Raw genomic sequence first — 24776 nt, 5'->3', positions numbered from 1 at the left:
CCCCGCCTCGGCCGATCAGCACCCCGCGCCACCAAACGCAGCACCCCCGGCTACCGCACCCTCCGCCCCGACGAGCCACCCACCAGCCGCGTCACCCACGACATCCACATCCACCGCCTCGACCCCGAGGAGAAGATCAACGCCGAGCTGCAAAAGGCCGCTTAGGAAGCGACGTTGGTCTACGACGAGCCTCAACGCCCCGAAGTACGTGTCGCGAACGAGCTTCACGACAGGTTCGCCATTTCGGAGGGCGACAAGGTCATCGCCATCGGGACTTCCTTGAATTCTGTCGGGAAGAATCTGAGCGTTGTCGTCCCGCTTGCAAGCATTGCTGGCAACGCAATTAGGCACAGTCATGAAGACCTGTGGACAAATGCAACGGTATTGGAGCCGAAGAAGCCCACGCCCCCGGTGGCGGCGACCCAGGAACCCAGCACGACACAGTCGGATCAACACTGAGGTCGGCGTAACGGCTTTGGGCTGGAGCTGATTTGGCGCGAGTGATCATGGCCAATTACGCTAGGCTGGTCCGCCAGCGTCACCTGGAACAGGTCGTCAGTTCCGACAAGCCGTGGGCGGTGCCGTTTGTGGTGCAGTTGGTCGGCGAGTACGTCTTGGAGATCCTGGAGGCCATTCAGCGCGGCCTCTCCGTCCTGGACTCAAACGGCTCTGCCCACCGGCCGCTGTACGGAGACTTCATCGCCCGGAATCCGGCGTTCTTCGCTCGGACCGAGCGCCGGGTGGTGAGCTACTGGTCCTGCTACTACCGGTGGAGGTTTCCCGTGTTCCGCACGTACCCGGGATGCCATCTGCTGGACCTGCTGCGGGCTGCCGCAACCGACTACACGGGCAGACCATGGCCCCGCCATACACCTACTGGGCTCATGGCGTAGACCGCTTCCTGAGATGAACACCGCCACTGTCACCCGCGAGCGCGAGGTTGTGCAGATGGGCGGGGCCGAGCATTGCGTGGTGGAGCCGTCGGCCGTACGAGGTGCTCGGTGCGGGAGGCCCGCCGCCCTGTGGGCGACGGGCCTCCCGACCGGAAAAGCACGATCGGCGACGTGCGGAACGACGGGTCAGCCGGTCCCGACGAAGAGCACGAGCAGCAGCCATACCACCGGCGCCGTCGGCAGGAGGGAGTCCAGGCGGTCCATGATGCCGCCGTGGCCCGGCAGCAGCGTGCCCATGTCCTTGATGCCGAGGTCGCGCTTGATCATGGACTCGCCCAGATCGCCCAGCGTGGCGCTGGCGGCGACGGCGAGACCCAGCAGCAGGCCCTGCCACCACGAACCGCCGTCGATCAGATACTGCATGCACAGCGCGCCCGCCCCCATGGCGAAGGCCACTGCCCCGATCAGGCCCTCGCGGGTCTTTCCGGGGCTGATGCGCGGAGCGAGCTTGTGGCTGCCGAATCGCCAGCCGACGGCGTAGGCGCCCGTGTCGCTGACGACCGTCAGCAGCAGGAAGGTCAGGACGCGCTGCGGACCGTCGTCGGCCGTCAGCATCATGGCGACGAACGTGGCCAGGAACGGCACGTAGAACGCCGCGAAGACACCCGCCGTGACGTCCTTGAGATAGCCGTCCGGTGGTTCCGTCATACGCCAGACCAGGACCGCGAGTGCGGTGAGTGCCATCGCCACCCAGGCGCCCTCGGCACCCCGCACATAGCCGACCACGACCATCGCCGCACCGCCGACCGCGAGCGGTGCGAGGGGCGCCTTGATGCCCTTGCGCTCCTCCAGCCGCTTCGTCAGCTCCCACAGGCCCACCACGACGGCGACCGCCACGACGCCGACGAACACGGCCTTGACGATGAACAACGACACGACGATCACGACGCCGAGCCCGACACCGACTCCTATGGCCGCGCCCAGGTCACGGCCCGCGCTCTTCTTCTGCGGTGCGGGCGCCGGCTGCTGGGCGTCGGGCATGGGCTCCGGATTCTGCGAGGCCGCCCAAGGGGACGGCACCTGCGGCGTGTCGTCGCGGAACAAGGGGCCCCTCGGTCGAGCAGCCCCCCGGTCGTCATCCTGGTCTCCGCCTTGTGCGGGCACGTCGGGCACGATGGGCATGGGGCGAGTCTGCTGGGCGTCATGCGCATCGTACGCGGGACCCGCCGGGCCGGTCCGCTGGACCGGTCCGGCGTCGCTGGGCCCCCAGTACCCGGCCTGTGGCGGCGCCCCCCAGGAAGAGTCGTTCATCAGACCTCGAGGAGCTCCGCTTCCTTGTGCTTGAGCAGCTCGTCCACCTGCGCGACGTACTTCGCGGTGGTGTCGTCGAGCTCCTTCTCCGCACGGCGGCCCTCGTCCTCGCCGACCTCGCCGTCCTTGACGAGCTTGTCGATGGCGTCCTTGGCCTTGCGGCGGACCGAGCGGATCGCGACCTTGGCGTCCTCGCCCTTGCCCTTGGCGACCTTGATGTACTCGCGGCGGCGCTCCTCGGTGAGCTCGGGGAACACCACGCGGATGATGTTGCCGTCATTGCTCGGGTTGACGCCCAGATCGGAGTCGCGGATCGCCTGCTCGATGTTGCGCAGCGCGCTCTTGTCGAACGGCGTCACCACGGCCATGCGCGGCTCCGGTACCGAGAACGAGGCCAGCTGGTTGATCGGCGTCGGTGCGCCGTAGTAGTCGGCCACGATCTTGTTGAACATCGCCGGGTGCGCACGACCGGTGCGGATCGCGGCGAAGTCCTCCTTGGCGACCACGACGGCCTTCTCCATCTTCTCCTCGGCCTCGAGGAGGGTCTCTTCGATCACCACTTGCTCCTGCGTGTCTTGAGTAGGCCCGGCAGCTGTCACTCGTCGGTCCGCGGCCGGCTGCGTCGCGTCTTCTTCCTGCACGGTTCCGGACCGGCAGGTCATTGTCCATCCCCCGGTCAGGGTCCGCCCGGACGGGCGCCCCGGACCGGTCGGCGTCCGGTCAGCCCCGGCTGCCTTGGTCTCCCACGAGTGTGCCGATCTTCTCACCCTTGACGGCCCGTGCGATATTGCCCTCCGCCAGCATCTCGAAGACAAGGATGGGCAGCTTGTTGTCCCGGCACAGCGTGATGGCGGTCATGTCGGCGACCTTGAGGTCGCGGGTGATGACCTCGCCGTAGCTGAGCGAGTCGAACTTGACGGCCTCAGGGTTGGTCTTCGGGTCGGAGTCGTACACCCCGTCCACGCCGTTCTTGCCCATGAGCAGCGCCTCGGCGTCGATCTCCAGGGCGCGCTGGGCGGCGGTCGTGTCGGTCGAGAAGTACGGCATGCCCATACCGGCGCCGAAGATGACCACGCGGCCCTTCTCCAGGTGGCGCACGGCACGCAGCGGAATGTACGGCTCGGCGACCTGGCCCATGGTGATGGCGGTCTGCACGCGCGAGTCGATGCCCTCCTTCTCCAGGAAGTCCTGGAGGGCGAGGCAGTTCATGACCGTGCCGAGCATGCCCATGTAGTCGGAGCGGGCCCGGTCCATGCCGCGCTGCTGGAGTTCGGCGCCGCGGAAGAAGTTGCCGCCGCCGATGACGACGGCGATCTGAGATCCGTCGCGCACCACGGCCGCGATCTCACGGGCGATGGCGTGCACCACGTCCGGGTCGACACCGAGTCCGGTGCCTCCGGAGAACGCCTCACCGGACAGTTTCAGCAGAAACCGGCCGCGTACTTTGCCGTCGTCGCTCTTCTCGGCCTTGGTGGTCATGGAGATCCCGCCTCTTTCACGTGTTGCACATACGAAAGAAGGCCATTGCCGATGGGGCGTGTTTCGCATCCCATACGCGGCAATGGCCTCCTCGTCATATCTGCGTCCGCCACGCGCGCGTGCGGGTCGGCACACACGCCTGCCACGGACGACTGCTTTCGGCGTTCGACCCTATACGGGTCTCCCGTCGATCGCGGTACGGACTCAGATGCCGACCTTGATGCGCACGAAGCGCTTCAGGGTGACACCCGCCTCGTCCAGAACCTTCTGGACGGACTTCTTGTTGTCGATCGCGAACGGCTGGCCGAGCAGCGTGGCGTCCTTGAAGAAGCCGTTCAGACGACCCTCGACGATCTTGGCGATCGCGGCCTCGGGCTTACCCTCGGCGCGGGTGGTCTCCTCGGCGATGCGGCGCTCGGACTCGACGACGTCGGCCGGGACGTCCTCCTGGGAGAGGTACTTCGGCGCGAAGGCGGCGATGTGCTGGGCAACGCCCCGGGCGATCTCGGCGTTCGGCTTGTCCAGCTCGACGAGGACACCGATCTGCGGCGGCAGGTCGGGCATCGTGCGGTGCATGTACGCCGCCACGTAACCGTCGGCGAACTGCGCGAAGCGGTCCAGGACGATCTTCTCGCCGAGGGTGGCGTTGGCCTCGTCCACGAACGCCTGGACGGTCTTGCCGGGCTCGATCTCGGAGCCGAGCAGGGCCTCGAGGTCGGCCGGGGAGGTCTTGGCGACGTGCTCGGCGATCGTCTGGGCGACGGCCTGGAACTTCTCGCCCTTGGCGACGAAGTCGGTCTCGCACTTCAGCTCGACGAGGACACCGGAGGAGTTGTCGTCAGCGATGATGGAGACCACGGCGCCGTTCTCGGCGGAGCGGCCCTCGCGCTTGGCGACGCCCTTCTGGCCCTTGATACGGAGCGCCTCGACGGCCTTTTCGACGTTGCCCTCGGCCTCGTCCAGCGCCTTCTTGCAGTCCATCATGCCGGCGCCGGTCAGCTCACGGAGCTTCTTGACGTCGGCGGCGGTGTAGTTCGCCATGATCTGTGAATCTCTTCTCGGAGTTCGAAGTCTCGAAGTCGGCGGCCACCGCGGGTCCTGCGGCCGGCCGCCGAAGATCTACGGGCTACGAAGATCTACGGGCTACGAAGATCTATGGGCTTCGGGTGAACGGCGGGTGGCGCGGTCGGCGCCCCCCGCCCTCACATCAGCCGAACGGCCCTGAGGTCAGGCCTGCTCGCCCTCGGCAGCCGGGGTCTCGACGGCCGGCGCCTCAGCGGCAGCAGCCTCAGCGGCCGGGGTCTCGACGGCCGGGGTCTCGGCGGCAGCGGCCTCAGCCGGAGCGGCCTCCTCGGTCTCAGCCTTCTTCTCACCCTCGAGCAGGTCGCGCTCCCACTCGGCGAGCGGCTCGCCCGCGGCCTTCTCGCCCTTGCCCTCGGCGGCGACGCCGGAACGGGAGATGAGGCCCTCGGCGACGGCGTCGGCGATCACACGGGTGAGCAGGGTGACGGAGCGGATCGCGTCGTCGTTGCCCGGGATCTTGTAGTCGACCTCGTCGGGGTCGCAGTTGGTGTCGAGGATGGCGACAACCGGGATGTTGAGCTTGCGGGCCTCGCCGACCGCGATGTGCTCCTTCTTGGTGTCCACGATCCAGACGGCGCTCGGCACCTTCTGCATCTCGCGGATACCACCGAGGGTCTTCTCCAGCTTGGCCTTCTCACGGGAGAGGACCAGGAGCTCCTTCTTGGTCAGACCGGAGGCGGCGACGTCCTCGAAGTCGATCTGCTCGAGCTCCTTGAGGCGCTGCAGACGCTTGTAGACGGTCGAGAAGTTGGTGAGCATGCCGCCCAGCCAGCGCTGGTTCACGTACGGCATGCCGACGCGGGTGGCCTGCTCGGCGATGGCCTCCTGCGCCTGCTTCTTCGTGCCGACGAACATGACGGTGCCGCCGTGGGCGACGGTCTCCTTGACGAACTCGTAGGCGCGGTCGATGTACGACAGCGACTGGAGCAGGTCGATGATGTAGATGCCGTTGCGCTCGGTGAAGATGAAGCGCTTCATCTTCGGGTTCCAGCGACGGGTCTGGTGACCGAAGTGGACGCCGCTCTCCAGCAGCTCCCGCATCGTGACGACGGCCATGGCCGTTCTCCTTGAGTTTTCTCGGTTGTGCCGCGGGCGCCGGATGGCACTCGCGCCTGACGCCCGCGATGCGCCGTGCCACGAAGGACCGAGGAGCGCTGACACCGGCTGATGACGGCCTGGTGTCGGGGCGTGCGAAGTCGAACCGGTGACCCGGATCGCCACAAGAAGTGTACGGGACCGGCGGAGCGGCGGGTGACGCCGCTGTCCACAACCGGCCGGTCGTCCACATATCCAGCCATGATCGCCCGATGTGCGGGACCGTACTCGCATGCGAGCTGAACGAGGTACACGGTGGTGGCCCGCGGCGCTGCTGCTGGCCGCGGCGGGCGCGACGGCCCCCATCGCACGGGTGGGGCCGGAGACCTCCGTGGCGTGGGCGGGCGCGACGCACCGCCCGGATGCGGCCACGGCGGACGCACCGGCCCCCGACCGGTCGGTACCGGCCGTCGCCCGTCTGTGGCCGGTGGGTGTCCACCCCCTGGTCCTACGGGGCTGGGAGCCGCCGGCGACACCCTACGGGCCGGGGCACCGGGGCGTGGACCTGGCGGCGGCTCCAGGCGATGCGGTGCGGGCAGTGGCGGCCGGGCGGGTCGCCTTCGCGGGACGGGTCGCGGGCCGGGGCGTGGTGTCGGTGGACCTGGCGGGCACGGGCGAGCCGCCGTTGCGGACGACCTACGAGCCGGTGCGGGCATCGGTGCGCGCGGGCGACACGGTCCGGCCGGGCGAGGTGCTCGGGGCACTGGAACCGCCGGCCGCGGCCGCCCACTGCGCGGGACCGTGCCTGCACTGGGGGCTGCTCAGAGGGGAGACGTATCTGGATCCGCTCTCCCTGCTGCCCCCCTGGCTGCTGCACGCGGGACCGTCCCGGCTGCTGCGGGTGGAGGGGGTGCCGTTGCCGTAGGCGGGGGCGGGGTGGGGGGCGGGAGGGGCGGGGGGGAAGCCCCCGGAGGGGAGGCTCAGCCCCGGACGCCCCGCAGGGCCATGGCGACCGCCGCCTCCGTGATGGCGGCCGGGTCCTCCGCGGCGCCCAGCTCGATGCGCCGCACCGCCGCGTCGACCACGCCCTGGAGCAGCATCGCCGTGAGCCGGGGCTCGTGGTGTCCCATGGCGCCGAGCGTGCCGGCGAGCATCGTCACGAGCCCGCCGTGCGCCGCCCGGATCTTCTCGCGTGCGCCGGCGTCCAGTTCGCTCGCCGAGATGGCGACGACGGCCCGGTGGCGCCGGTCTCCCACCAGCGCGAGCTGCTGGCGCACATACGCCTCGATCGTCGCCTCGGGGCCGTCCGCCGCCGCCATGGCCGCCTCGACCTCCGCCGCCCAGAGGGGGAAGTCGACCGCGCACAGTTCCTCGACGACGGCGGCGCGGGAGCGGAAGTACTCGTACACGGAGGAGCGCGCGAGGCCCGTGCGCTCGGCGAGGGCCGGGAACGTCAGGGCCTCCGTACCGCCCTCGGACAGGAGGGATCGTGCCGCGTCCAGCAGGGCGGCTCGCTGCATCGACCGGTGCTCGGCCACGGAGGCCGCTCGAATCCTTGGCACGTCAACCACTGTACGGACGGAGTGCCGCCCGCGGGAGCCGCTCACCTGTGCGCGCCGCCGGCCTGGGCCACTTGTGCTCCGTGCGCCGGTCCCGGGCTCCGCGCGCCCGGCGCACCCCACCGGTCCGGGCCCCTGCGCCCGCCGGGGCACTGCCGCGCCGGGCCGCCGTCCCGGGTCAGCGTCCGAAGCCGGCCAGCTTGGCCCGGAGCTGGAGGACGGACTTCGTGTGGATCTGGCTGACCCGGCTCTCGGTCACGCCGAGCACATTGCCGATCTCGGCGAGCGTGAGCCCTTCGTAGTAGTAGAGCGTCACCACGGTCTTCTCCCGCTCGGGGAGCGTGTTGATCGCCCGCGCGAGGAACCGTCGCAGTTCCCGGTCCTCGGCCACCTCCACCGGATTGTCCGCGGCGGTGTCCTCGAGGGTGTCCATCAGGCTGAGCCGGTCGCCGCCCTCGCCGCCGACGTGCAGCAGTTCCTCCAGGGCCACCACGTTCGCCAGCGACAGCTGGCTGAAGACGGCGTGCAGTTCCTCGACGCCGATGCCCATCTCGGCCGCCACCTCCCCCTCGGACGGGGTCCGTCGCAGCCGCGCCTCCAGGGTGGCGTACGCCCGCTCGACGCTGCGCGCCTTCTGCCGCACCGACCGGGGGATCCAGTCCAGCGCCCGCAGCTCGTCGATCATCGCGCCACGGATCCGCGTGATCGCGTACGTCTCGAACTTGATCTCCCGGTCGATGTCGAACTTCTCGATCGCGTCGATCAGCCCGAAGACCCCGGAGGACACGAAGTCCGCCTGTTCCACATTGGCCGGCAGGCCTACGCTCACCCGTCCCGCCACGTACTTCACCAACGGCGAGTAGTGCAGGATCAGCTGCTCCCGCAACCGCTCGTCCCCCGTCTCCTTGTACGACCGCCACAATTCGTCGAGCGTCGAGGGAGCGGGCGGGCGCACGCTGCCGCCGTCACGGGCGGCTGGGGGATGCGCCGCCCGGTCGGACCCGGAGGTGTGCTGGGGCATTCGTCGCCTTGTGCCGTTCTGCCGTGGACTGGGGATGGCTGGGTGAGCTGTCGGTCTGATGTCGAGATGCCTTCTGAGTCGGGATCCTCGTGAGCGTAGCGTGACTGTGGTGTCGCAGTGTGCGAAGGGTGGGGCGTCACCCGTGCGCGGAGGGGTCTGGTGGGGCCCCCACCGCGGCCGCGGTCGTCGCCCTGCGTGATCGCTGGAAAGGGTCAACTGGTGGAATTGCCAAGGGCGTCGGGGGGTCGCCCGGACGGCCGAACACGCTCGGTCAACGCTGACCGTGATCTTGTCGGACCGAGGTCACCGCCTGGCGTGTCAACTTCCAGCCATCGCCGTGTCGTTCGACGAATCCAAGTGATCGGAGTTCGTACAGTCTCCCTACCGCGTCGTCCTCGGTGGTCTGCGCACCGCACGCGACCTCGCCCGCCGACGCCGTACCGCGCCCGGGCAGCGCTGCCAGGACGCGCCGGGCGGCCGGTTCCAGCAGGTCCCGGGGGAGCACCGGGCCGCGCCGGTCCGGCGCCAGCTCGCCGATGTCGCCGACGAGGTCGATGACGTCGGCGGCATCCGTGACCAGCACCGCCTCGCCGCGCAGCAGTTCGTGGACCCCTGCGGACAGCCCGCTGGTGGCCGGTCCGGGCACCCCCATGGTGAAGCGGCCCAGCCGCTGCGCCGCACGCGCCGTGACCAGCGAGCCGCTGCGATGGGCGGCCTCGACGACCACGGTGCCGCGGGTGAGCGCCGCGATGACCCGGTTGCGCACGAGGAATCTGCTGGGTGTCGGATGCTCTCCGGGCGGCAGTTCCCCGATGACGAGCCCCTGCTCGGTGATCCTGGTGATCAGGCCGGTGTGGCCGCGCGGATAGGGCCGGTCGACTCCGCAGGCCAGCACGGCGACGGTGGCGCCTGCGGCCCCGAGCGCTCCGCGGTGTGCCGCGCCGTCGATGCCGTAGGCGCCGCCCGACACCACGACCCAGCCGCGCTCCGCGAGGCCGGCGGCGAGGGTGGCCGCCATATGGGCGCCGTACTCGGTGCAGGCGCGGGCGCCGACGACGGCGACGGACCGCAGGGCCCACAGCCGCAGACCGGGCCGCCCGCGCACCCACAGCCCGACGGGCCGGGCGTCCCCGAGGTCGTCGAGCTGCGCCGGCCATTCGGCGCCGCCGGGGCACAGGAACCGCACGCCCGCCTCCCGGGCCGCCGCCCAGTCCTGCTCCGGCTCGGCGCGCCGGGCCCGCGCCAGCAGCCCCGCCCATCGCTTCTCGGACACGCCCGGCAGCCGCGGCCCCGCGTCCCGCAGCCGCCGTACCACCTCTTCGACCCCGAACTCCCGTATCCACCGCCCCGCCACCTCGTCGCCGGGCTCGACGACCCGGGTGAGGAAGATCCGGGCGAGGTCCGGGGCGCCGTCGGCGCTCATGCCGGCGTCCCGAGGGCCATCGGCACACCCCGTGGAACCCCGGTGCGCAGTTGCAGGGCCAGCGTGACGTCCGCGGCGTCCGGCCGGGCGTGGCCGACGAGGTCCGCGACGGTCCAGGCGACCCGCAGCACGCGGTCCAGCCCCCGGGCCGTCAGCACTCCGCGCTCCAGGCTGCGCTCGGCCACGTCCATGGCGCCGCTCGCGGCGTGCCAGCGGTTGCGCAGCTCCCGGCCCGGCACGTCGCTGTTGGTCCGCCAGGGGGTGCCCGCCAGCCGTGCCGCGGCCCTTTCCCGGGCCGCGCGCACCCGGTCGGCCACCGTCGCGGTGGATACACCGCGGGAGCCGCGCCGGGTGAGTTCGGCGCGGGTGACCGGATCCACCTCGACGCGGAGGTCGACGCGGTCCAGGAGCGGACCGGAGAGCCGGGCCTGATAGCGGCGGATCGCCGAGGGCGGGCACTCGCACTGGGTGTCGCGTAAGGAGAAGCGGCCGCAGGGGCACGGGTTGGCGGCGAGGAGCATCAGGAACTTCGCGGGGAAGCGTACGACGCCCGCGCTGCGTGCGATCACGACGTGTCCCGCTTCCAGGGGCTGGCGCAGCGCGTCGAGGGCCTGGCCGCTGAACTCGGGTGTCTCGTCCAGAAAAAGGATCCCCCGGTGGGAGAGCGACACGGCGCCGGGACGGGCGATGCCGGGGCCGCCGCCCACGAGTGCCTGCATGGTGGCCGAGTGGTGCGGGGCGCAGTAGGGGGCGGTGTCGATCAGGGGCTTGCCCGGGGGGAGCAGTCCGGCCACCGAGTGCACGGCGGTGACCTCCAGCGACTCCTGTCGGGTGAGTCTCGGCAGGACGGCGGGCAGCCGTTCCGCCAGCATCGTCTTCCCGGCGCCGGGCGGTCCTTCGAGGAGCAGGTGGTGTCCGCCGGCCGCCGCCACCTCGACCGCCGTGCGGGCGGAGATCTGGCCGACGACGTCGGCCAGATCGTGGTCGTGGTCGTGTACGGCGCCGATGCTGTGCATGCCCGTGGCCGCGCCGGTGCCCGGGACGCGCAGTCCGGCGAGGAGCGGATCGGGGCGGCCCTGCTCGTCCGGCTCTTCCTCGGGCACGGGTTCGTCCGCGAGGACGGCGATCAGCTGGCGCAGGGTGCGGACGCCGAGCACGGACACTCCGGGGACCAGCGAGGCCTCGGCGGCGGCGCACTCGGGGACCACCACCTGTTCGTAGCCCGCGTCCGCCGCGGCCAGTACGGCCGGGAGGATGCCCCGTACGGGCCGGATCCGTCCGTCCAGGCCCAGTTCGCCGATCATCACGATGTCGGCGAGGACGCGTGGGTCGATACGCTCGGAGGCGCCGAGCACCGCGCAGGCGACGGCGAGGTCGAACCCGCTGCCGGCTTTCGGCACCGATGCGGGACTCAGTCCCACGGTGAGTTTCTTGGACGGCCAGGACGCGCCGGAGTTGACCACTGCCGCCCGGACCCGGTCCCGGCTCTCGGTCAGGCTCTTGTCCGGGAGGCCCACGAGGGTGAACGCCGCCACGCCGGGTTCGAGGTCCGCCTGGACCTCGACCACGACGCCTTCGACGCCGACCAGGGCCACGGAGCAGGTGCGTGCGAAGCCCATCACGCCACCCCCCGCGCGTGTTCGACCACGGCGGCGCCGCGCTCGGGCAGCAGGACCCCGACGACGTCGACGCGCACCCCGCCGGGCGGTGCCCCGCCGTGGCTCTGGATCCAGCGTTCGGCGAGGCCGCGCAGCCGGTCCGTCTTGGCCGGGGTGACGGCGGCCATGGGGTGCTCGAAGGAGCCGCCCCTGCGGGTCTTCACCTCGCAGACCACGAGCACGTCGCCGTCTCTGGCGACGATGTCGATCTCACCGCTGCGGCCGCAGCGCCAGTTGCGCTCCAGGACCGTCATCCCGGCCTCGGACAGCCGCCGGGCGGCCAGTTCCTCGCCGTACCTGCCCAGGGCACTGCGTGCCTGATGTGTGTTCATGTCGGCACCTCCTCCGGCGCCAACCGTCACGCATCAGGCTTCCCGCTGTGGATCTTGGTGGACAGAGCGGTGGTTGTGGACAACTCCGTCACCCCGGCGGGTGAGGGGGTGCCGTCGGTCACCCGCCGGGCAGCTCCAGATCGGTCTTGTTCAGCTCCTCGATGTTCACATCCTTGAACGTGAGGACGCGTACCTGCTTCACGAAACGTGCGGGCCGGTACATGTCCCACACCCAGGCGTCCGCCATGGACACCTCGAAGAACACCTCGCCCTGGACCGAGTGCACCTGCATCTCGTAGTCGTTGGTGAGGTAGAAGCGCCGCTCGGTCTCGATCACGTATTTGAACAGACCGACGACATCGCGGTACTCCCGGTAGAGCTTCAGCTCCATCTCGGTCTCGTACTTCTCGAGGTCCTCGGCGCTCATGGCATGTTCCCCTTCAGCCGTGCGGTCCCCCCATTGTGCGCCAGTCCCGTGTGCCCCTAGACGATTTCGGTGGCGAGGACCTCGGGACTGGCCGGGGGACCTTCGTCGAGCAGCCTGCGCAGCAGCTCGGCGAGTCTCGTCGGATACACCGTCTCATGCGACTGGGCCAGTTCTCGGCACGTCCACCACCGTGCTCCGGTGACACTGCGCTTTTCCAGCTCCGTCAAGGCCTGCGCGGCCGTGACCGTCTGGGTCGTGCGGGCCAGGTAGTACCACTCGTCCTGGTTCCAGCGGCGGCCCGCGAACGGGAAGGAGCACATCCGCCGCCACAGCACCGGTCCCAGCTCGACATCCGTGATGCCGGTCTCCTCGGCCAGCTCGCGCAGCGCGGCCTGCTCACGGGTCTCGTCGCCCTCCACGCCGCCTCCGGGCGTGAACCACCAGTCGTCGGCCGGGTCGTCCGGCTCGTGCCCGTGCAGCAGCAGGATGCGGTCCGTGGGGTCGAGGAGCACCACCCGGGCCACCTTCCGCGACCCGCCCTCGTCCCGGTGCCCCGCGCCGTCCTCGTCCTCGACCTCGTCCGCAGACGGCTCGTACCGTTCGTCCGGGGAGGGGAGGGACGGCGGCGGCGCCTCAGCGGACACCGGCCGGCTCCGTCCGTACCGCGCTGCCCCGCCTGCGGGCCGCGCGATGGGCGATCGGCCCGTACGCCCCGCCCGCCAGCACCAGCACCGCGCCCGCCACGATCGCGGCGAGGATCAGCCGCAGCGGCCCCGGCGAGGAGAGGGGACCCAGTTCCTCGAAGCCCGTCGGGCGGGCCAGCATGCCGTTCATCGGCCACACCACGGCGTCCACGCGGGCGTCCACGGCGGCGCGCGCCACCGTGCCGCTGAAGGCCTCCGTCAGGTGGGCCGTGGAGTCCAGGGAGCCGCTGCGCTCGTCGCCGAGCAGGAACAGCCGGTCCTTGGGGACGGTGATCGTGGGGATCTGCTTGAGTTCGGCGACCTGGCCCTTGGCCAGGTACGTCTCGTGGATCTCCTTGCCGTCGACGGTGAGCCTGCCGTCGGTGCAGCAGGCGACGGTGTCGCCGCCGACCGCCACGACCCGCTTGACCATCGGCATGTCGCCCCAGCTCTTCTGCCGGAAGACGACGACGTCGCCGCGCCGGATGTCCACGCTGTCGACGCGCTGGGCGAGGACCCGGTCACCGGCGGCGATGGTGGGCGACATGGACTCGGTCGGCACGGTGTAGGGCCTGTAGACGATCGCGCCCCAGGCGAACCCGCCGACGAAGAGCACACAGCCGAGGGCCACGGCCAGCCCCGACAGCGTGCTGCCGAGCCGTCCGCGGCCCTCTCCCGTACGACCAGTCCCGCTCATCCCAGTGCTCCCCAGGTCGGAGAATCGACCCTCGCGGCCGCCCGGGGCCGCGGAAGATCGGCGATCTGGGACGGCACCCTACCCGGCGGTACCGCTGCCGGGAACCCGAGGGTTTCCGGCGGTAAGCCGCGTGGTGAGGCGACGCCGGCGCCACAGGACCAGCGGGAGCGCGCCGCTCAGACCGAGGGCCGCGGGAGCGGTCACGTCCAGCCCCTGCTCGAAGGTGTCCGGGATCGGGAGCGTGTTCCAGCGGGTGGGTGGCCAGGCGACCACGATCGCACGGCCCACGACGTTCCCCACGGGCACGAAGCCCTGGTACTTGTCCTGCTGGTGGTAGCGGGAGTCCAGCGAGTTCTGGCGGTGGTCGCCCATGACCCAGATTTTGCCCGGGGGAACCGTGACCTTGAACTGGCCGCCCTGGTCGTCGACGGTGCACGGGGTGTTGCCCGGGTACACATAGGGCTCGTTCAGCGCTTTGCCGTTGACCAGCAGGGGGCCGGTGTTCCTGCACTCGATGGTGTCGCCGGCGACACCGATGACCCGCTTGATGAGGTCCTTCTCCTCCGCGGACGGCATCAGACCGATCCAGCTCAGAGCGGTCTGGAGGGCGTTCGGGTTCGGGGTGGGCTCGCCGGCCAGCCAGTTGTCCGGGTCGTGGAAGACGACGACCTCGCCGCGCGAGGGCTGGGAGCCGAACCACGGGGTCAGCTTGTCCACGAGGACCCGGTCGCCCTGCTGGAGGGTGTTCTGCATCGAGTCCGAGGGGATCGAGAACGCCTGCACCAGAAACGTCTTGATCAGCAGCGCGAGGACCAGCGCGATGCCGATGAGGAGCGGAAGTTCCTTCCAGAAGGAGCGCTGCGTCGGCGTCCGGGGGGTCTGTCCGCCGCCGTCGTGTGCGCCATCGCCGTCCGAGGGGTCGCCGCCGGAGCCGTTGTGGTCGTCCGCGGCCGGGTCAGCCGTATCGTCGGGTCGCTGCGGCCTCTCCTCGGGACCTTCGTGTCCGGATCGTGCGCCGACCGCCAAATCCCCCACATCCACTCCTCACTCCGTACCGCCGCCGGCGCCTGAATCGGCGCAGGCCCGCCACTCCCATAACGAGCGGGAGTTCCGCAGGGCTCGGGAGGGGGATCAATCCATATCGATCCGCGGAGGCCAGCCTATGCGACGGACCGAGCGCGGTGGCCGACCCGCTCGGCACGGACGCGTAAGTGTCCGGTTCTTTCAGGCGCGTCCAGTGCCCGACGGGCCAGGCGATGACCACGGCGCGGCCGACGACGGACTTCTCCGAGACCGTGCCGCTGAACTTCTCCGTGCGGTGATAACGCGAGTCGGCCGAGTTGGCCCGGTGATCTCCCATGACCCACAGCCGTCCCGGGGGCACCGTCACCGAGAAGGAGAAGTCCGAAGGTTTGTTTTCCGGGTGAATGTACGGCTCGTTCAGAGGCGTGCCGTTCACGGTGACGCGACCCTGGGCGTCACAGCACTTGACGGTGTCTCCACCGACCGCGACGACCCGCTTGATCAGGTCCCTGTCGTTGTCGGAGGGCAGCAGACCGATCCAGGTGAGCCCTTCCTTGACCTGCTTGATGACGACCGGGTCGTTGTTCTTGGTCGTCTTCTCGCCCGCGAGCCAGTCGCCGGGATCCCGGAAGACGACGACGTCGCCTCGCTGCGGTGTGGAGCCGAACCACGGGGTCAGCTTGTCCACGAGGACGCGGTCGCCGATCTGGATCGTGTTCTCCATGGAGCCCGACGGGATCACGAAGGCCTGCACCAGGAAGGTCTTCAGGACCAGCGCTATGAGGACGGCGACGCCGACGAGGAGCGGTATCTCCCTGACCGCGGAACGCCTGCGCTTGCGCTTGACCTTGCGCTGGAGCTTGCGCCGCTCGGCACGGCTGCGCCCGGTGGGGCCGCTGACGGCGGCGCGTCGCACACCGGTGGGCAGCAGGTTCTGCGCGACGGGGTCGGATGGCAGACCGCGCGGTTTTCCGCGGTTACCCATGGGCACCGTCCGCGGCCTCGCGCGCGTCCGCCGCCGCGGCGGGCACGCGCGCGTAGGAGTCGGGACGGGACAGGCGCCGGAAGTCCGCGGAGGGCCAGATCACCCAGTCCGCCCTGCCGATCACGGCGCCGAGCGGGATCATGCCGCCGCCCGGCGAGCCCAGGTGGTCGCGGGAGTCGCTGGAGGCACTGCGGTGGTCGCCGAGCACGAAGAGCGTGCCGGCGGGCACGACGACGTCGAAGGGGACGTCGGACGGGCTGTTCCCGGGGTACAGAAACGACGACTCGTCGACCGACCGGCCGTTCACCTCGAGCCTTCCCTCCCTGTCGCAGCAGACCACATGGTCTCCCCCCACACCGACCACCCGCTTGATGTAGTCGGCGCTCCCGAAGTATCCGGTGCCGTCGAACACGACGACATCTCCCCGCTGCGGTGTCGAACCGAAACGGTACGCCAACTTGTTTACGAGCACGCGGTCCCCGACCCTCAATCCGCGCTCCATGGAACCGCTGGGGATGTCGAAGGGCTGGATGACCCAGGTGCCGAGGGTGAACAGGAAGAGCAGACAGACCAGGACGGTCAGGGTGATCCGTCCGCCGGGCAGCCGGTCGGTGATCCGGGACAGCAAAGCGGAGCGCGACCCTTCCTCCGCACCCGGTGTGTCCGAGGTCTCCTCGGAGTCGGCGGGGTGGGAGGAGCGGTCGCGCTCCGTGTGCTGTGCTTCGGTGTCCATCGGGGCCAGATGCTATCCGGCCCCGATGTGGGCCCCGGGAGGCGCTCAGTTCTCGCGCTTCTCCTTGATCTTCGCCGCCTTGCCGCGCAGCTCGCGCAGGTAGTACAGCTTGGCGCGGCGCACGTCACCCTTGGTGATCAGCTCGATCTTCTCGACGATCGGGGTGTGCACCGGGAAGGTGCGCTCGACGCCGACGGAGAAGGAGACCTTGCGGACCGTGAAGGTCTCGCGCACGCCGGCGCCCTGGCGGCGGATCACCACGCCCTTGAACTGCTGCACACGGGAGCGGTTGCCCTCGATGACGCGGACGTGGACGTTGACCGTGTCACCGGGGCGGAAGGCCGGGAGGTCGCTGCGCAGCGACGCGGCGTCGACGGAGTCGAGCAGGTGAGACATTTCGTCTGCTTTCTTCGCCCATGCCACAGGTCATCGGCGGGAAGTAGTTTTTCGGTAAGAAAGTCGCCGTCCGGGTCGGGGCGGGCGCCGTGTCCCCCTGTGGCAGGGACGCGCGCCGGACCGCGGACAACAGCGGCCTATTCTTCCACGGCCCTGGTCCTGCGCCAAAATCGGCCGTGCGGCGCGCCCTCCGGGTCCGGCGCCCAGCCCAGGATGGAGAGCATCTCGCGGTCCTTCTTGTCGAAGGCGGAGGGCTCGCAGCGCTCGATCAGATCGGGCCGGTTGGCCGCCGTGCGTCTCAGGGCCTCGTCCCGGCGCCAGCGGGCGATCCTGCCGTGGTGGCCGCTGAGCAGCACGTCCGGGATCTCGCGTCCGCGCCACAGTGGCGGCTTGGTGTAGACGGGTCCCTCCAGGAGGTTCGCCATCGCGCCGGGCGCGAAGGAGTCGTCCTGGTGGGACTCGGCGTTGCCGAGGACTCCGGGCAGTAGCCGGGCCACCGCTTCCGTGATGACGAGGACGGCCGCCTCGCCGCCGGCGAGGACGTAGTCGCCGATGGACACCTCGTACACGGGTATCCGGGTCGCGTACTCGTCGATGACGCGGCGGTCGATGCCCTCGTAGCGGGCGGGCGTGAAGACCAGCCAGGGGCGCTCGGAGAGCTCGACGGCCAGTTGCTGGGTGAAGGGGCGGCCGCTGGGAGTGGGGACGATCAGCGCCGGGGCGTGGGAGCCGGACTCGTAGCCGTCGGCGAGGACGGAGTCCAGGGCGTCGCCCCAGGGCTCCGTCTTCATCACCATGCCGGGGCCGCCGCCGTACGGGGTGTCGTCGACGGTGTTGTGCCGGTCGTACGTCCAGGACCGCAGGTCGTGCAGGTGCACCTTGAGCTGTCCGCGCGCGCGTGCCTTGCCGACGAGGGAGACGTTCAGCGGTTCCAGGTACTCGGGGAAGATCGTGACGACGTCGAGCCGCATCACGCCTCGTCTCGCGGGGACGCGATCTCGGCCCTGTCGTCGATCAGCCCCGGCGGCGGGTCGATGACCGCACGCTGTTCCTGAAGGTCGATCTCGGTGACGATCTCGGTGACGAACGGGATCATGACCTCGGTCCCGTCCGCGCGCGCCACCACGAACAGGTCCTGCGAGGGCAGGTGCGAGACCTCCGTGATGCGGCCCACCTCCACGCCGTCCTGGGTGACGACGTCGAGGTCGATCAACTGGTGGTCGTAGTACTCGTCCTCGCCCTCGGGGAGTTCGTCCGGGTCGACCTCGGCGATCAGGAGGGTGTTGCGGAGGGCCTCGGCGGCGTTGCGATCGCTCACGCCTTCGAACCGCAGGAGCAGGTTGCCGCTGTGCACCCGGCCGGTTGCGATGGTGAGCGGCCCCACGGAGGCGGGATCGGTGGCGAGCACGGCGCCGGGCGCGAGCCGCAGCTCCGGCTCGTCGGTACGTACCTCCACGGTGACCTCGCCCTTGATGCCGTGGGCGCGGCCGATCCGTGCTACTACCAGCTGCACTTGTGAAGATCTCCTGTCGTAACGACTGCGGGCCGGGGACGGCCCAGTGGCCCTCCCCGGCCCGCGCCGGTGCTGCGTTGCGTTCAGCGGACGTGGTCCACGTCGACGAGGTCGACGCGGACACCGCGGCCGCCGATGGCGCCCACGACGGTGCGCAGGGCGCGTGCGGTGCGGCCGTTGCGGCCGATCACCTTGCCGAGGTCGTCCGGGTGGACCCGGACCTCGAGCACTTGCCCGCGGCGCAGGGTGCGCGAGGCCACCTGCACATCGTCGGGGTTGTCGACGATGCCCTTCACGAGGTGCTCGAGAGCCTCCTCGAGCATGCTCAGGCCTCGGTCGACTCGGCCGGAGCGGACTCGGCCGGGGCCTCGTCCTTCTTCTCGGCCTTCTTCTTCTGGGTGATCGCCTCGCCCTTGCCCTCGTCCTCGCCGCTGACGGCCTCGAACGTCGGACGGGTGGCCTTGGGCTCGGCCACCAGCAGCGGCGCCGGGGCGGGCTCGCCCTTGAACTTCTGCCAGTCGCCGGTCTTCTTCAGGATGGCGAGCACGGGCTCGGTCGGCTGGGCGCCGACACCGAGCCAGTACGCCGCACGCTCGGCGTCGACCTCGATGACCGACGGGTTGTACGTCGGGTGGTACTTGCCGATCTCCTCGATGGCCCGGCCGTCACGGCGGGTACGGGAGTCGGCGACGACGATGCGGTAGTGAGGCGAACGGATCTTGCCCAGACGCTTCAGCTTGATCTTGACTGCCACGGGAGTGGGTTCTCCTGGATTTGACGTGGTGGGGCACAACGGGATGCCGCGTGGGGTTGCGGTACCCGAGTGGCCCGATGGACGCGTCAGCCGGAGGAGAGAGGGGTCCTGTGCGGCTGTCGAGTACAGCTAGCCATTGTGCCACACCTCGCGGGGCGCCCCGAGCCGAGGGGGGCGGTGGGCGCGTGTGCGGGCATGCCGAAGGCGCACCCGGCGCCGGGCCCCCGGGCATGGGTCACGCCGCCCGGCGCTCACTGGGTGCCGTCGTCACCGCGGACGTAGCCGAGCACGGCTGCCACGAGCAGCCGTCCGGTCAGCTCGCCGCCGCCCCCACGGGCTCGGGGATGCGGAACGGCTTGCCACAGCCGCCGCACACGATCGGGGCCTGGGCCAGCACCGACGGAACGACACGGACGTTGCGGCCGCAGTCGCAGACCGCCTTGACCCGGACGCCGCCTCCGGAGGAACCGTGCCGTGCGGCCGGTCCCCGGAAGGTGCGGGCCGTGTCCTCGGCCGTCGCCGCCGTGTGGGCCTTCAGTGCGCGCTGGAGCCGCTCCATGGTGGGGCGGTAGCGCCGTTTCGCCTCGGGGCTGAGCGTCACCAGTGAGAAGCCGCTGCTCGGGTGCGGCTCCTCGGGGTGGTCCAGGCCCAGCTCCTCGGCGATCGCGAGGAATCTGCGGTTGTGGTAGCGGCCGGCCCGGGAGGTGTCGCGTACTCCGCGGGCGGCAGCGATGCCGTGGACTGCTTCATGGAGCAGTCGCTCGAAGGAGAGTGCGTGCCCGCAAGCGGACGACGACTCTCCGATCAGGGACTCCGGCGCGGCGAGATCCGGCAGGTCGGGGTGGTGCCGTTGAATGTCGGCCCACGCCTGTGCCAGCTCTGCGGCGAGAACAGGTGGTGTCGTGCTCACGTAATGAGAACGAGCCTGGAGGCTCCCATGTTCCTATTCCGGGGCATCCCAAATAATTTGCACGTACCCGTCAGTTGCGACTGATGTGTCCCGACGAGGGCGGGTGCGCTGATCTGCCCAGAAGCCTCACAGCTCCTACCAAGCCGGTGCGTAGTGACGCGTACGCCCCGGCGCGTAGACGAAGTCCGCGCGCCGGGGCGCCTGGGCCCTGCGGATGCGCAAGAGGCGTTCAGGTCGCTCTCCCCCGTACCTCAGTGAGCGCGGTACTTCAGTAAGCGCGCGCGACGACCGCGACGTTACCCGGCGCGTCGTCGGCCTCGGGAACCGACCCGTCCTCGGCCACCAGACACCGCACGGTCACCGCGTGCGTGGCGAGCCTGGTCTCGCCGTCCTCGCCGAGCGCCGCCCACGGGATGCGCGCCCAGCCGCCGGCGCTCGCCGCCTCGACGGCCTCCTCGATCGTCGACACCTCCGCCGTCCGGGATACGCGGCGCTCACGGGACTGCGCCAGCAGCAGATCCTGGTCCTCGTCGAGGATCCCGGGGAGAACGCTCGCGAGCTGGTCGATCGCCACCGGCTCCTTGCCCCCGGGGATGCGGCGGACCAGCATCGCCGTGCCGTTCGCCAGGTCACGGGGACCGATCTCGACCCGCACCGGCACACCCTTGAGTTCCCAGTCGACGGCACGGCGGCCGAAGGGGGTGTCGGTGTGATCGTCCACCTGGACGCGCAGACCGGCCGCCCTGAGCCGGTCGCCGATCTCTCGGACCTCGGCCAGAACCGAGGCGTCGTCCTTGATCGCGAGAACGACGACCTGGATGTGCGCGAGGCGCGGCGGGAGGCGGAGTCCGTCGTCGTCGCCGTGCGCCATCACCAGGGCGCCGATCATCCGTGTCGTCGAGCCCCAGGAAGTCTGCCAGACCAGCTCCTGCCTGCCTTCCCGCGACAGATACCGCGTGTGGAAGGCCTTGGCGAAGTTCTGGCCGAGTTCGTGGCTGGTGGCCATCTGCAGGGCCTTGCCGTCACCCATCATGGCTTCCAGGGTGAGGGTGTTGATGGCGCCCGCGAAGCGCTCCTTGACCGTCTTGCGGCCGGGGACGACGTCCATCGCGAGGACGTTCCGCAGGAAGTCCTCGTAGACCCCCCGGTGGATGCGGGCGGCGAAGTCGCGCGCCTCCTCGTAGGTGGCGTGCGCGGTGTGCCCCTCCTGCCACAGGAACTCGGAGGTGCGCAAAAAGAGCCGCGGCCGCAGCTCCCAACGCACCACGTTCGCCCACTGGTTGATCAGCAGCGGCAGATCCCGGTAGCTCTGGATCCACTTGGAGAAGTACTCGTTGACGATGGTCTCGGAGGTGGGGCGGACGACCGCGGGCTCCTCCAGTTCCTTGCCGCCGCCGTGCGTGACCACCGCGAGTTCGGGCGCGAAGCCCTCGACGTGGTCGGCCTCCCTGGTGAGATACGACTGCGGGATCAGCAGCGGGAAGTACGCGTTCTGGGTGCCCGTCCCCTTGATGCGGGCGTCCATCTCCGCCTGCATCCGCTCCCACAGTCCGTACCCGTACGGTCGGATGACCATGGTGCCGCGCACCGGCCCGTTGTCGGCCAGTTCGGCCTTGCCGATCAGGTCCTGGTACCAGCGCGGGAAGTCGTCCGCCCGGGGTGTGAGAACGGGTGTTTTCGCCATGGCGCGATGGTACGGGGACATCTCGCGGCACCGTGAACCATTTGTCACCCAGGGTGGTCCGGGGGCGCACGGACGGCTCACAAGGAGTGCGCCACACCCCCTGGACGCCACGACGGGCGCGGAGTTACCTGGCATACGGAGGGGGGACGGGGACAGTGCGCGCGCACGTCACGGGGGCCACGGAACCGAACAGAGCGACATCCGACGGCGATTGGGGCGCTTTCGATGACATCTACGCTCGCGGACCAGCACCTTCCCCACGCGGGGGCGGCTGCCCGCGTGAACCGGCGTGCACGCGCGCGTGACTGGGCCGAGATACAGGAGCGCATGCTCGTCCCGCTCTACGAGGCCGTCTACGACCGGCTGGAGGTGGGCTCCGGAACACGGCTGCTGGCCCTCGGGTGCGGTACCGGCCTCGCCCTGTTGCTGGCCGCCTCCCGGGGCGCCGAGGTCACCGGTGTCGACCGCGGCGCGGACGAACGGCTGGCGCTCGCGCGTGAGCGGCTGCGCCCCCCGGGACGGGGCGCACGCGCGCGTGCCGGCGCCCGGATCGTCGACGGCTCCCCCCGGGACGCGGCACCCGCGCCCGGATCGCCGGCGTACACCCTGGTGACCGCGTTCGGGCCGGCCGGACACGCGGCCGGCGACCGCGGGGACCTCGGGGAACAGCTCGCGGCGGCGACACCGCTCGCCCGGCGCGGGACCCCCGTGGTGCTCGCCGGCTGGGGTCCGCTGGAGCGGTGCAGCACCGCGTCCGTGCTCCGCGTCGCGGCCAGGCCGGCCGGCCCCGGAGCGGAGGCGGGCCGCCCGCGCCCCGCCGGGCGCGACGGACTGGAGGAGACCGCGGAGCGTGCGGGCCTCAGACCGGACGGATCGGGGCGGGTCGCCTGTCCCTTCGGGTACGCCGACATGGACAGCGCGGTGCGGGGGATGCTGTCGACGGGGCTCTTCGACGCGGCGATCGAGGCGACGGACCCGGAGCAGGTCGAGAAGGAGCTGACGGAAGCCCTCCACCCGCACCGGCGGGCGGACGGAACGGTGTGGATGCCGAACGTGTTCCGCTATCTGATCGCACGTGTCCCCTAGCGGGACCGGTTCCCGGGTGAGGACCGGGCCTGTCCGGGGCGCGGAGGCCGGGGCCCCTGGCCCCGGGAGCGGTCAGTCGTCCTTGCGCACCCTCAGCACCCCGGCGATCCGGTACGCCTCCGCCTCCTCCAACGTCTCGTTGACCAGCAGCGCCTCGGCCAGCGCGTCCAACTGGCCCCTGTGGTCCTGGAGTTTGCGGCACGCCTCCGCGTAGCACTCGTCCACGATGCGCCGCATCTCGATCTCGATGACGTCCAGCGTCTGCGGCGCGGCCGCCAGGCCGTAGGCCTGCTGCGCGTCGCTCGGCAGCGCCGACAGCCGGCCCACCCGCTCGCTCATGCCCCAGCGGGCGACCATGCCGCGGGCGATGGCGGTGACCTGTTCGAGGTCGTTCTCGGAGCCCGTGGTGATCACCTCGTAGACCACCCGCTCCGCCGCCATGCCGCCGAGGGCGCCGATGATACGGCCGCGCAGGTACTCCTCCGTGTACGCGTACTTGTCGGACTCGGGGGTCGACAGCGTCACTCCGAGCGCCCGGCCGCGCGGCACGATCGTGATCTTGCGCACCGGGTCGGCGCCCGGCTGCAGCATGCCCAGCAGGGCGTGCCCGCTCTCGTGGTACGCGGTCCTGCGGCGCTCCTCCTCCGGCATCACCAGCGACCGTTCGGCGCCCAGCTGCACCTTCTCCAGTGCCTGCGAGAAGTCCGTCTGCGTCACCCGGTCCTGCTTCCGTTTGACCGCCAGCAGGGCCGCCTCGTTGGCGAGGTTGGCCAGCTCGGCACCGGTCATGCCCGGGGTCGTACGGGCTACCTGGGCCAGGTCCACGTCCGGGGCGAGCGGGATGTCCCGGCTGTGGATCCTGAGGATCGCCTCGCGCCCGGCGCGGTCCGGCGGCAGGACGTGGACCACGCGGTCGAAGCGGCCGGGCCGGGTCAGCGCCGGATCCAGGACGTCGGCGCGGTTCGTCGCCGCGATGACGATCACGCCCTCGGAACCGGTGAAGCCGTCCATCTCGGTGAGGATCTGGTTGAGCGTCTGCTCACGCTCGTCATGACCGCTCACCGAGGCGCCGGCGCCACGCGCCCGCCCGATCGTGTCGATCTCGTCGATGAAGATGATCGACGGGGCCACCTTGCGGGCCTCGGCGAACAGCTCGCGCACACGGGAGGCGCCGACGCCCACGATCATCTCGATGAACTCCGAGGCGGAGGCGGAGAAGAACGGCACGTCCGCCTCGCCCGCCACCGCCCGCGCCAGCAGCGTCTTGCCGGTGCCCGGCGGACCCGTGAGCAGCACCCCGCGCGGTGGTTTCGCGCCCATCCGGCGATAGGCGTCGGGGTGCTCCAGGAAGTCGACGACGTCGTCCAGCTCGCCCTTGACCTCGTCGATGCCGGCCACGTCGGCGAACGTGGTGCGCCGGATGCCCGGCCGCAGTTCCACCGGTCTGGGCGGTGTCTTGCGGCCGAGCATGCCGCCCGGGCCGGTCAGGCCCGCCCCGATCCGCCGGGCGAAGAAGACCCACAGGGCCACCAGGATCACCAGCGGCGCGAGGGAGAGCAGCAGATTGGACAGGAAGCTGCGCTCCTGCACCACCGGCTGGGCGGTCACCGTCACCCGGTGCTTGTTCAGGTTCTGCCAGAGCTTGTCGTCCGCGAAGGCGGGGCGCTGGGTCTTGAACTTGGTGTACGTGCCGCCGCCGTGAGGCTTGGCCTGGGCCTGCTTGAGCTGCCCCTGGATGGCATCGCCCTTGGAGTAGATCGTGTTGACGTTGCCGTCACCGACCTGCCGGCTGAACTCCGTGTACGAGATCGTCGGCTCGTTGCCGCGGTTGTAGGAGGACACCGCGACATAGGCGACGAGGAAGACGACCACCGCGGCGACGACCAGGCCCCACCAGCCGCCGCGCGGCCTCCTGCCCCCCGGCCACCTGGCCGGCTCCTCCGGCGTGCCTTCGGTGCGCCACGGTTTCTCCGGGGTCTCGCGTGGTGGCGCGCCATTGCTCATACATCGGACGGTACGGCAACCGGGGGACCCCGGCACGCGCTGAGGGCGCCCCCGGGAGGGGGCGCCCTCGGTGTCGTGGCGTACGAA

28 protein-coding genes are annotated in these 24776 nt (G+C 70.6%); 4 read left to right on the top strand and 24 right to left on the bottom strand.

Annotated elements, in window-relative coordinates:
- Positions 1-174: 174 nt before the first annotated feature.
- Positions 175-459 carry a hypothetical protein gene (locus ACWD5Q_RS19855; RefSeq protein WP_451428313.1) on the top strand — a complete coding sequence of 95 codons (285 nt, stop codon included), beginning with the start codon at positions 175-177 and terminating at the stop codon, positions 457-459.
- 47 nt (positions 460-506) lie between these two features.
- On the top strand, positions 507-893 hold the full coding sequence (locus ACWD5Q_RS19850; protein ID WP_451428312.1) for a hypothetical protein: 387 nt from the start codon (positions 507-509) through the stop codon (positions 891-893).
- Positions 894-1079: 186 nt separating this feature from the next.
- Here the strand turns inward: ACWD5Q_RS19850 and ACWD5Q_RS19845 are convergent, their stop codons facing one another.
- The 5 genes from ACWD5Q_RS19845 to rpsB all read right to left on the bottom strand — a co-directional run bounded on the left by ACWD5Q_RS19845 (position 1080) and on the right by rpsB (position 5822).
- Positions 1080-2204, bottom strand: a complete 1125-nt coding sequence (locus ACWD5Q_RS19845) for a phosphatidate cytidylyltransferase (protein ID WP_451428311.1) — start codon at positions 2202-2204, stop codon at positions 1080-1082.
- The gene (gene frr, locus ACWD5Q_RS19840; RefSeq protein WP_059129097.1) at positions 2204-2761 is read right to left on the bottom strand and encodes a ribosome recycling factor; all 558 of its coding nucleotides are present in this window, start codon (positions 2759-2761) and stop codon (positions 2204-2206) included. The genes ACWD5Q_RS19845 and frr overlap by 1 nt, the downstream gene beginning before the upstream one ends.
- A 163-nt stretch (positions 2762-2924) precedes the next feature.
- On the bottom strand, positions 2925-3683 hold the full coding sequence (pyrH, locus tag ACWD5Q_RS19835) for a UMP kinase (protein WP_451428310.1): 759 nt from the start codon (positions 3681-3683) through the stop codon (positions 2925-2927).
- A 204-nt stretch (positions 3684-3887) separates the two neighbouring features.
- Positions 3888-4724, bottom strand: a complete 837-nt coding sequence (gene tsf / locus ACWD5Q_RS19830) for a translation elongation factor Ts (RefSeq protein ID WP_451428309.1) — start codon at positions 4722-4724, stop codon at positions 3888-3890.
- Between the two features lie 186 nt (positions 4725-4910).
- Positions 4911-5822, bottom strand: coding sequence for a 30S ribosomal protein S2 (gene rpsB / locus ACWD5Q_RS19825; RefSeq protein WP_451428308.1), 912 nt, complete (start codon positions 5820-5822; stop codon positions 4911-4913).
- Between the two features lie 271 nt (positions 5823-6093).
- Here rpsB and ACWD5Q_RS19820 point away from each other — a divergent pair, with 271 nt between their 5' ends.
- The gene (locus ACWD5Q_RS19820) at positions 6094-6726 is read left to right on the top strand and encodes a peptidoglycan DD-metalloendopeptidase family protein (protein ID WP_451428307.1); all 633 of its coding nucleotides are present in this window, start codon (positions 6094-6096) and stop codon (positions 6724-6726) included.
- A 55-nt stretch (positions 6727-6781) separates the two neighbouring features.
- Here ACWD5Q_RS19820 and ACWD5Q_RS19815 read toward each other — a convergent pair whose 3' ends face one another.
- The 18 genes from ACWD5Q_RS19815 to proS form a co-directional block, all read right to left on the bottom strand.
- A complete protein-coding gene (locus ACWD5Q_RS19815; RefSeq protein ID WP_451428317.1) occupies positions 6782-7339 on the bottom strand; it encodes a TetR/AcrR family transcriptional regulator in 558 nt (185 codons plus the stop codon).
- Positions 7340-7538: 199 nt separating this feature from the next.
- Entirely contained in the window at positions 7539-8381 is an 843-nt protein-coding gene (gene whiG / locus ACWD5Q_RS19810) for an RNA polymerase sigma factor WhiG (RefSeq protein ID WP_451428306.1), read from the bottom strand.
- Between the two features lie 271 nt (positions 8382-8652).
- Positions 8653-9804: a DNA-processing protein DprA gene (gene dprA / locus ACWD5Q_RS19805; protein WP_451428305.1), complete on the bottom strand. Its 1152-nt coding sequence runs from the start codon at positions 9802-9804 to the stop codon at positions 8653-8655.
- Positions 9801-11423 carry a YifB family Mg chelatase-like AAA ATPase gene (locus tag ACWD5Q_RS19800; protein WP_451428304.1) on the bottom strand — a complete coding sequence of 541 codons (1623 nt, stop codon included), beginning with the start codon at positions 11421-11423 and terminating at the stop codon, positions 9801-9803. Before ACWD5Q_RS19800 ends, dprA begins: the two co-directional genes overlap by 4 nt.
- Positions 11423-11824 (bottom strand): YraN family protein, encoded by a 402-nt coding sequence (locus ACWD5Q_RS19795; RefSeq protein ID WP_451428303.1) that lies wholly within the window; start codon positions 11822-11824, stop codon positions 11423-11425. Before ACWD5Q_RS19795 ends, ACWD5Q_RS19800 begins: the two co-directional genes overlap by 1 nt.
- Positions 11825-11912: 88 nt before the next feature.
- Complete coding sequence (locus tag ACWD5Q_RS19790; protein WP_008745401.1) at positions 11913-12221, bottom strand: DUF2469 domain-containing protein; 309 nt, start codon at positions 12219-12221, stop codon at positions 11913-11915.
- A gap of 56 nt (positions 12222-12277) precedes the next feature.
- The gene (locus ACWD5Q_RS19785; protein ID WP_451428316.1) at positions 12278-12745 is read right to left on the bottom strand and encodes an NUDIX hydrolase; all 468 of its coding nucleotides are present in this window, start codon (positions 12743-12745) and stop codon (positions 12278-12280) included.
- Positions 12746-12854: 109 nt separating this feature from the next.
- Complete coding sequence (lepB, locus tag ACWD5Q_RS19780) at positions 12855-13601, bottom strand: signal peptidase I (protein WP_451428302.1); 747 nt, start codon at positions 13599-13601, stop codon at positions 12855-12857.
- A gap of 78 nt (positions 13602-13679) precedes the next feature.
- Positions 13680-14636 (bottom strand): signal peptidase I, encoded by a 957-nt coding sequence (gene lepB, locus ACWD5Q_RS19775; protein ID WP_451428301.1) that lies wholly within the window; start codon positions 14634-14636, stop codon positions 13680-13682.
- Positions 14557-15609, bottom strand: a complete 1053-nt coding sequence (lepB, locus tag ACWD5Q_RS19770) for a signal peptidase I (protein ID WP_451428300.1) — start codon at positions 15607-15609, stop codon at positions 14557-14559. The genes lepB (ACWD5Q_RS19775) and lepB (ACWD5Q_RS19770) overlap by 80 nt, the downstream gene beginning before the upstream one ends.
- Entirely contained in the window at positions 15602-16342 is a 741-nt protein-coding gene (gene lepB / locus ACWD5Q_RS19765) for a signal peptidase I (RefSeq protein WP_451428299.1), read from the bottom strand. The genes lepB (ACWD5Q_RS19770) and lepB (ACWD5Q_RS19765) overlap by 8 nt, the downstream gene beginning before the upstream one ends.
- A 45-nt stretch (positions 16343-16387) precedes the next feature.
- A complete protein-coding gene (gene rplS / locus ACWD5Q_RS19760) occupies positions 16388-16738 on the bottom strand; it encodes a 50S ribosomal protein L19 (protein WP_451428298.1) in 351 nt (116 codons plus the stop codon).
- Positions 16739-16875: 137 nt separating this feature from the next.
- On the bottom strand, positions 16876-17709 hold the full coding sequence (gene trmD, locus ACWD5Q_RS19755; RefSeq protein WP_451428297.1) for a tRNA (guanosine(37)-N1)-methyltransferase TrmD: 834 nt from the start codon (positions 17707-17709) through the stop codon (positions 16876-16878).
- Positions 17709-18251 carry a ribosome maturation factor RimM gene (gene rimM / locus ACWD5Q_RS19750; protein WP_451428296.1) on the bottom strand — a complete coding sequence of 181 codons (543 nt, stop codon included), beginning with the start codon at positions 18249-18251 and terminating at the stop codon, positions 17709-17711. The genes trmD and rimM overlap by 1 nt, the downstream gene beginning before the upstream one ends.
- Positions 18252-18334: 83 nt before the next feature.
- The gene (locus tag ACWD5Q_RS19745) at positions 18335-18574 is read right to left on the bottom strand and encodes an RNA-binding protein (RefSeq protein ID WP_451428295.1); all 240 of its coding nucleotides are present in this window, start codon (positions 18572-18574) and stop codon (positions 18335-18337) included.
- Between the two features lie 2 nt (positions 18575-18576).
- Positions 18577-19005 carry a 30S ribosomal protein S16 gene (rpsP, locus tag ACWD5Q_RS19740; RefSeq protein ID WP_451428294.1) on the bottom strand — a complete coding sequence of 143 codons (429 nt, stop codon included), beginning with the start codon at positions 19003-19005 and terminating at the stop codon, positions 18577-18579.
- Between the two features lie 313 nt (positions 19006-19318).
- A complete protein-coding gene (locus tag ACWD5Q_RS19735; protein ID WP_451428293.1) occupies positions 19319-19915 on the bottom strand; it encodes a hypothetical protein in 597 nt (198 codons plus the stop codon).
- A 268-nt stretch (positions 19916-20183) separates the two neighbouring features.
- The gene (gene proS / locus ACWD5Q_RS19730; RefSeq protein WP_451428292.1) at positions 20184-21599 is read right to left on the bottom strand and encodes a proline--tRNA ligase; all 1416 of its coding nucleotides are present in this window, start codon (positions 21597-21599) and stop codon (positions 20184-20186) included.
- Positions 21600-21824: 225 nt separating this feature from the next.
- Here proS and ACWD5Q_RS19725 point away from each other — a divergent pair, with 225 nt between their 5' ends.
- On the top strand, positions 21825-22685 hold the full coding sequence (locus ACWD5Q_RS19725; protein ID WP_451428291.1) for a class I SAM-dependent methyltransferase: 861 nt from the start codon (positions 21825-21827) through the stop codon (positions 22683-22685).
- Positions 22686-22757: 72 nt separating this feature from the next.
- Here the strand turns inward: ACWD5Q_RS19725 and ftsH are convergent, their stop codons facing one another.
- Positions 22758-24689, bottom strand: a complete 1932-nt coding sequence (gene ftsH, locus ACWD5Q_RS19720) for an ATP-dependent zinc metalloprotease FtsH (protein ID WP_451428290.1) — start codon at positions 24687-24689, stop codon at positions 22758-22760.
- Positions 24690-24776 lie beyond the last annotated feature (87 nt).

The sequence above is a fragment of the Streptomyces sp. NPDC002513 genome, from assembly GCF_053595355.1.
The sequence above is the reverse complement of the archived record's forward strand: the minus strand, read 5'-3'. Positions and strand labels throughout refer to the sequence as shown.

Coding starts and splice junctions, on each gene's coding strand:
- ACWD5Q_RS19845 (WP_451428311.1), bottom strand. CDS start 2,204: ATGAACGACTCTTCCTGGGGGGCGCCGCCACAGGCCGGGTACTGGGGG.
- lepB (WP_451428302.1), bottom strand. CDS start 13,601: ATGAGCGGGACTGGTCGTACGGGAGAGGGCCGCGGACGGCTCGGCAGC.
- dprA (WP_451428305.1), bottom strand. CDS start 9,804: ATGAGCGCCGACGGCGCCCCGGACCTCGCCCGGATCTTCCTCACCCGG.
- tsf (WP_451428309.1), bottom strand. CDS start 4,724: ATGGCGAACTACACCGCCGCCGACGTCAAGAAGCTCCGTGAGCTGACC.
- trmD (WP_451428297.1), bottom strand. CDS start 17,709: ATGCGGCTCGACGTCGTCACGATCTTCCCCGAGTACCTGGAACCGCTG.
- lepB (WP_451428299.1), bottom strand. CDS start 16,342: ATGGACACCGAAGCACAGCACACGGAGCGCGACCGCTCCTCCCACCCC.
- ACWD5Q_RS19800 (WP_451428304.1), bottom strand. CDS start 11,423: ATGGGCTTCGCACGCACCTGCTCCGTGGCCCTGGTCGGCGTCGAAGGC.
- proS (WP_451428292.1), bottom strand. CDS start 21,599: ATGGCGAAAACACCCGTTCTCACACCCCGGGCGGACGACTTCCCGCGC.
- pyrH (WP_451428310.1), bottom strand. CDS start 3,683: ATGACCACCAAGGCCGAGAAGAGCGACGACGGCAAAGTACGCGGCCGG.
- ACWD5Q_RS19725 (WP_451428291.1), top strand. CDS start 21,825: ATGACATCTACGCTCGCGGACCAGCACCTTCCCCACGCGGGGGCGGCT.
- ftsH (WP_451428290.1), bottom strand. CDS start 24,689: ATGAGCAATGGCGCGCCACCACGCGAGACCCCGGAGAAACCGTGGCGC.
- ACWD5Q_RS19850 (WP_451428312.1), top strand. CDS start 507: ATGGCCAATTACGCTAGGCTGGTCCGCCAGCGTCACCTGGAACAGGTC.
- whiG (WP_451428306.1), bottom strand. CDS start 8,381: ATGCCCCAGCACACCTCCGGGTCCGACCGGGCGGCGCATCCCCCAGCC.
- ACWD5Q_RS19790 (WP_008745401.1), bottom strand. CDS start 12,221: ATGAGCGCCGAGGACCTCGAGAAGTACGAGACCGAGATGGAGCTGAAG.
- ACWD5Q_RS19820 (WP_451428307.1), top strand. CDS start 6,094: ATGCGAGCTGAACGAGGTACACGGTGGTGGCCCGCGGCGCTGCTGCTG.
- lepB (WP_451428300.1), bottom strand. CDS start 15,609: ATGGGTAACCGCGGAAAACCGCGCGGTCTGCCATCCGACCCCGTCGCG.
- ACWD5Q_RS19745 (WP_451428295.1), bottom strand. CDS start 18,574: ATGCTCGAGGAGGCTCTCGAGCACCTCGTGAAGGGCATCGTCGACAAC.
- rpsB (WP_451428308.1), bottom strand. CDS start 5,822: ATGGCCGTCGTCACGATGCGGGAGCTGCTGGAGAGCGGCGTCCACTTC.
- rplS (WP_451428298.1), bottom strand. CDS start 16,738: ATGTCTCACCTGCTCGACTCCGTCGACGCCGCGTCGCTGCGCAGCGAC.